The following is a 5,018-nucleotide window of genomic DNA, read 5'->3' on the forward strand; positions in this document are numbered from 1 at the left end:
TGCCCCGCTGCGCGCTACGGCACGTTGGCGGCGATCAGCCGTGCAGCGGGTCCATGCGTCAAAAAGTAGTCGAGCAAGGCCTCGGCATAGAGACCGAGCCGTCTCAGCGACGGTTTGCGGACCAGCGCGTGAAGCGCTTCGGGATGGTCATCGAGCGCTTCGAGCCAGCCTGAAACGGCTGCGCGCTTATCGCTTTCGACAGGACACGCGATCGGCGCGCCCGCATGTGACGCGCTCAGCAAGTCAGGTGAGAACAGCAGCCACGCGAGATCCCGGACGGCAGGATCGTTGAATCGCGCAACCGCGCCGGCGAAGCTCATGCGCCGTCCGCCACCTTCAGCGACTCGCGATAAGTCGCCTGGGCAAGGCACAGGTCGGCCCACGCCTTGGCTTTGTCGGGCAAGCTGCGCAGCAGATACGCGGGGTGATACGTCACGATGACCGGCACGCCCTCATAGTCATGCACCCGCCCGCGCAGCGACGCAATGCTCGCCTCGGTCTTCAGCAGACTTTGCGCCGCGAAACGTCCCAGCGCGACGATCAGCTTTGGCTTCACCAGTGCGACCTGACGCTTCAGATATGGCTCGCAACGCGCGACTTCATCGAGTTCAGGATTACGGTTGCCGGGCGGGCGGCACTTGATCACGTTCGCGATAAACACATTGTCTTCACGCGATAACGCCACCGCATGCAACATGCTGTCAAGCAGCTTGCCCGCCTGCCCGACGAACGGCTCCCCTAGCTTGTCCTCGTTTTCGCCCGGTGCTTCGCCGATCAGCATCCAGTCGGCATCACGGTCGCCCACGCCGAAAACCGAGTTCGTGCGCCGCTCGCATAACTTGCAGCGCTCGCAAACGGAGACGCGGGCGGCAAGCGTGTCCCAGTCGAGGGACGCGATGTCGTTCGCGGTTTCATCGATGGCTTCCGGTTCGGGCGGCATGTGTTGCGGAAGATCGTCGATCCACGGAATGTCATCGAAGGCAGGCGGTTCCTGCGGATCGGACTTCGCCACCACCGGCGCTTCTGACGCTTCTGGCGTTTCTCGCGCAACGTTCTGGCTCTTTTGCGCCGCCGAAAGCACGGCATCGAGCGCGGTCAAGGTCTCGCTGGCGCTACGCTGCGGCGCGCCCGGCGCGGCGCGCTCGAGTTCAGCAAGTTCAGCCGCCGCTGCGCGGTTCAACGGAACGGCTGTCGATCTTTCGGGCGCGACTGCAACGGGTTCCACAGCCGTTTCGACCGGCTGCGTTCCCCGCCTCACCCAGATAGTCCCGAGTCCAAACTCGTCGAGCATCGACTTAGGCAGCGCCATCGGCGGCCTCCCTTGAAAACGTCAGGCGCATGACAAGCGCATCCTCGCGCGAACGATGCCGCGCCGGGTAATAGTTCTTCCGACGCCCGATGGTCATAAATCCGAAGCGCTCGTAAAGCCATATGGCGCGTGGGTTCGAAGGCCGCACTTCGAGCAGCACGCCATCGAGCTTCTGGTGCTTCGAAATGCGCACCGCTTCGCGCAACAGCGTCAGCCCGGCGCCCGCGTGTTGTGCTTGCGGCGCGACGCAAAGATTCAGCAAGTGCATTTCATCGACGACCGGCATGAGCACGCAATAACCGAGCAACGTGCCAGTGACATGGCGCAGACACACGCCGAAGTAGCCATTGCGCAGCGAATCCTGGAAATTGCCGCGGCTCCACGGAAATTCATACGCAATCTTTTCGATGGCGGCGACTTCATCGAGATCGGCCTCCGTCATGGGAGACAGATAGCGATCGGCGAGCAACACGCCGCTCACCGTAACGGCTCCGCGGCGGAAGCGGCCCGGGAATCCAGTTGAGCGGCGGCGGCTTTGGCTGCCCGCGCGTCCATGCGCTCGGCCGTGGTTTGCGCGACCTTGTTGCGCACATATTCCGGTGCTGCCTGGTCTGGCGCGACCGTGCGGCCGTCGCGAAACGCGCGGAGGCCGGCGAGCGCGACAGGCAAGGCATGGGGAAGCGCATCGAAGTCGACTCGGCATGCGGCCGATTGCTGGAGCGATAAAACATCGCCGAATGCGGCGGCTGCATTGCCCGCAAGCACGAACGGAACATCGGGCGCCGCAATCGCGCCAGGAACATCCAGCGATGCCGCCTGGATCGTGACCCATTCGTTCGTGGCGTCGTCCCAGCGGAAATCTGCCCAGTACGCCTCGTTCATGCGGGCGTCGAGTGCTGCGAGCACACGCGTGACCGCTGGATCATGCAGCCGCGCGAACTCGGCGCACGCAAGCAAGGTTCCGATTGGGACAACCGGCACACTCAAACCGAACGCGAGCCCCTGCGCCACGCCTGTTGCCGTACGCAAGCCCGTGAACGATCCCGGCCCGGCGCCAAAGGCGATCGCGCTGCAATCGGCGAGCTTAAGACCTGCTTCATCGAACAGTTCGCGGATAGCAGGCAGCAAACGCGTGCTGGAGACCGGCCCGGTCATTTCATGGCTGAACCAGACGCGGATTTCGCCGGAAACATGGTGCGGAGGGTTTCGATATGCCGAGTCGGCCGCCGGACCGGCGACCAGCAGCGCGACCGAGCAGAATTCGGTCGATGTATCGAGAGCGAGCAAAACGGTACGTGTCATAGCCGCTATTGTAATGCGTGGCGTCGGCGCCGAAGGGTGCGTGAGTGCCTGCTCACGCCGGTTCCTGGTAATTCCCTCTGCGACGATTTTGGAATAAACCTTCGAAATCTGCTTTGAGTACGCTTGCTATGATCGATCGCCCTGAACCAGCAATTACGGAGACCAAGAATGAGCGATATCGATGCGCAGTTCGCAAAAGCCCAGGCCGGTGTCAAGGATTTGCCTGAACGTCCGGGCAATCTCACCTTGCTGCGCCTCTACGCGCTGTTCAAGCAAGGCAGCGTGGGCGATGCGGACGGCGACAAGCCCGGTTTCGCCGATATTGTCGGGAAATACAAGTACGATGCCTGGTCAGCGCTAACTGGCACATCGCAGGACACGGCCAAGCAGCAATACGTGGAACTGGTGGAATCGCTGAAAAATGGCGAATCTGCGTAAGCACTGGTAAGAACGCCCGCAACTTTGCAGCGGGTGAAGCGCCAATCGAATCAAACTGTCTTAAAATCTGGCGCAGCGCAACAATTCCCGATATACTGTTGCCTGCGCTTCACTGTGACCGGGTGAATTGATGTTTGAGGTCGGTTCATCGCACGCAGCGCGGCGCCTCGTAGCGTTTTGCTCCAATCCAGTTTAGAAACTGTCCCCTCCCTGCTAGGCCTTCTTCGGCCGATCATGCATCAGGCTGACGACAACGCCGCCTCGGCCTGTCGAATCCGATACAGCTTCTAACGAAAAGCTCGCCTTCATTGTTGCGAGCTGCCCCCGTTTTTCGATTTGCTCGCTGCTTCTTTGCTCGCTGAATCTGACGACTTGGGTATGCCGATTGGCGCCACACGCCTTATTCCCCGTTTCAAGGATCGACATGACTTCGAGCAACACCAACAGCCCGCTGGACTCCATCGCTGCACAGGCACTAGGCGCCGATACACCCGCCATGCCCGCAGCATCTGCTTCGCCGGCTGCTCCCACCCCCATTTCATCAGTAGCGCCTGTCGCCGCCGCAATCGCTGTGCAGACTGGCCCGAGCTTCGAGTCGCTCGGCCTGTCGCCCGAGATCGTCGTTGCGCTGACCGCTTCCGGCTATCAAGTACCGACCCCGGTTCAGCAGCGCGCAATTCCCGCAGCGCTCGCCGGCCGTGACTTGCTGGTTTCCAGCCCGACCGGTTCGGGCAAGACGGCAGCGTTCATGCTGCCGGCTATCGAACGTTTTTCGCAGCTCGAAAAAACCAAGGCCGCAGCTCCCCGTGAGCCGCATGACCCGAATGCGCGTCCGGCACGCCGCCAGCAGCCGGTCGCCCGTCCGACCATGCTGGTTCTGACGCCCACGCGCGAACTCGCCATGCAGGTTACAGCTGCTGCAACCACGTACGGCAAGCACCTGCGCCGGCTGCGTACCGTCAGCATCCTGGGTGGCGTTGCCTATGGCCAGCAATTGATGCTGCTCGCGAAGAACCCGGAAATCCTGGTCGCAACGCCGGGCCGTCTGCTGGATCACCTGGAACGCGGCCGTATTGACCTGTCGCAACTGCAAATGCTCGTGCTCGACGAAGCCGACCGCATGCTGGACATGGGTTTCATCGACGACATCGAGACCATTGTTGCCGCTACGCCCGCTTCGCGTCAGACGCTGCTGTTCTCGGCGACCATCGACGGCAAGATCAGCTCGCTGACCGGCCGCCTGTTGAAGAACCCGGAACGCATCGAGATCATTCAAAAGCTCGAAGCACAGAACAACATTGCGCAGACAGTGCATTACGTCGATGACCGCGATCACAAGGATCGTCTGCTCGACCATCTGTTGCGCGATGAAGGCCTCGACCAGGCTATCGTTTTCACGGCAACCAAGAACGATGCTGACCAACTGGCTATCCGTCTGTCGGACGCTGGTTTTGAATCGGCTGCACTGCACGGCGATCTGCCGCAAGGCGCGCGTAACCGCACGATCCGTGCGCTGCGTGAACGCAAGGTGCGCGTGCTGGTGGCAACCGATGTCGCGGCTCGCGGTATCGACATCCCCGGCATCACCCACGTATTCAACTACGATCTGCCGAAGTTCGCGGAAGACTATGTTCACCGTATCGGTCGTACGGGCCGTGCTGGCCGTACGGGCACGGCAATCAGCCTCGTGCACCATGCAGAGCAAGGCGCGCTCAAGCGCATCGAGCGTTTCGTTCGTCTGCCGTTGGCAGTGAGCGTCATTGTCGGCTTCGAACCGCGTCGTTCGGCTCCCGCTGGTGGCGGTGGTCGTCCGGGCTTTGGCGGCCGTGGCCGTCCGGGCGGTGGTGCAGGTGCTGGCGCAGGCCGTCGTTTTGGTAGTGGCGGCGGCAGCAGCAGCGGTACGGGCAAGCCGGGTGGCTGGGGCAACAAGCCGGCGAGCGCTGGTGCACGTGACTCGCGTGACGGTGGT

6 protein-coding genes are annotated in these 5,018 nt (G+C 62.1%); 2 read left to right on the forward strand and 4 right to left on the reverse strand.

The window, feature by feature from the left end; translation table 11 throughout:
- Positions 1 to 14: 14 nt before the first annotated feature.
- The 4 genes from ACFFAR_RS24335 to tsaB are packed head-to-tail and all read right to left on the reverse strand — an operon-like array spanning position 15 to position 2,611.
- Positions 15 to 320 carry a DUF1853 family protein gene (locus ACFFAR_RS24335; protein WP_375508606.1) on the reverse strand — a complete coding sequence of 102 codons (306 nt, stop codon included), beginning with the start codon at positions 318 to 320 and terminating at the stop codon, positions 15 to 17.
- Positions 317 to 1,309, reverse strand: a complete 993-nt coding sequence (locus ACFFAR_RS24340; RefSeq protein ID WP_375508607.1) for a uracil-DNA glycosylase family protein — start codon at positions 1,307 to 1,309, stop codon at positions 317 to 319. Before ACFFAR_RS24340 ends, ACFFAR_RS24335 begins: the two co-directional genes overlap by 4 nt.
- The gene (rimI, locus tag ACFFAR_RS24345) at positions 1,296 to 1,790 is read right to left on the reverse strand and encodes a ribosomal protein S18-alanine N-acetyltransferase (RefSeq protein WP_061999127.1); all 495 of its coding nucleotides are present in this window, start codon (positions 1,788 to 1,790) and stop codon (positions 1,296 to 1,298) included. The genes ACFFAR_RS24340 and rimI overlap by 14 nt, the downstream gene beginning before the upstream one ends.
- Positions 1,787 to 2,611, reverse strand: a complete 825-nt coding sequence (tsaB, locus tag ACFFAR_RS24350; RefSeq protein WP_174365469.1) for a tRNA (adenosine(37)-N6)-threonylcarbamoyltransferase complex dimerization subunit type 1 TsaB — start codon at positions 2,609 to 2,611, stop codon at positions 1,787 to 1,789. Before tsaB ends, rimI begins: the two co-directional genes overlap by 4 nt.
- 168 nt (positions 2,612 to 2,779) lie before the next feature.
- Here tsaB and ACFFAR_RS24355 point away from each other — a divergent pair, with 168 nt between their 5' ends.
- Both ACFFAR_RS24355 and ACFFAR_RS24360 read left to right on the forward strand, forming a co-directional pair.
- Positions 2,780 to 3,049: an acyl-CoA-binding protein gene (locus tag ACFFAR_RS24355; protein WP_174365468.1), complete on the forward strand. Its 270-nt coding sequence runs from the start codon at positions 2,780 to 2,782 to the stop codon at positions 3,047 to 3,049.
- A 424-nt stretch (positions 3,050 to 3,473) separates the two neighbouring features.
- Positions 3,474 to 5,018, forward strand: a 1,545-nt coding sequence (locus ACFFAR_RS24360) for a DEAD/DEAH box helicase (protein ID WP_375508608.1), incomplete at its 3' end; no start/stop codon positions are given.

Source organism: uncultured Caballeronia sp., assembly GCF_964243625.1.
In the GTDB taxonomy this organism is placed as follows: Bacteria; Pseudomonadota; Gammaproteobacteria; order Burkholderiales; family Burkholderiaceae; genus Caballeronia.

Coding starts and splice junctions, on each gene's coding strand:
- tsaB (WP_174365469.1), bottom strand. CDS start 2,611: ATGACACGTACCGTTTTGCTCGCTCTCGATACATCGACCGAATTCTGC.
- ACFFAR_RS24340 (WP_375508607.1), bottom strand. CDS start 1,309: ATGGCGCTGCCTAAGTCGATGCTCGACGAGTTTGGACTCGGGACTATC.
- ACFFAR_RS24355 (WP_174365468.1), top strand. CDS start 2,780: ATGAGCGATATCGATGCGCAGTTCGCAAAAGCCCAGGCCGGTGTCAAG.
- ACFFAR_RS24335 (WP_375508606.1), bottom strand. CDS start 320: ATGAGCTTCGCCGGCGCGGTTGCGCGATTCAACGATCCTGCCGTCCGG.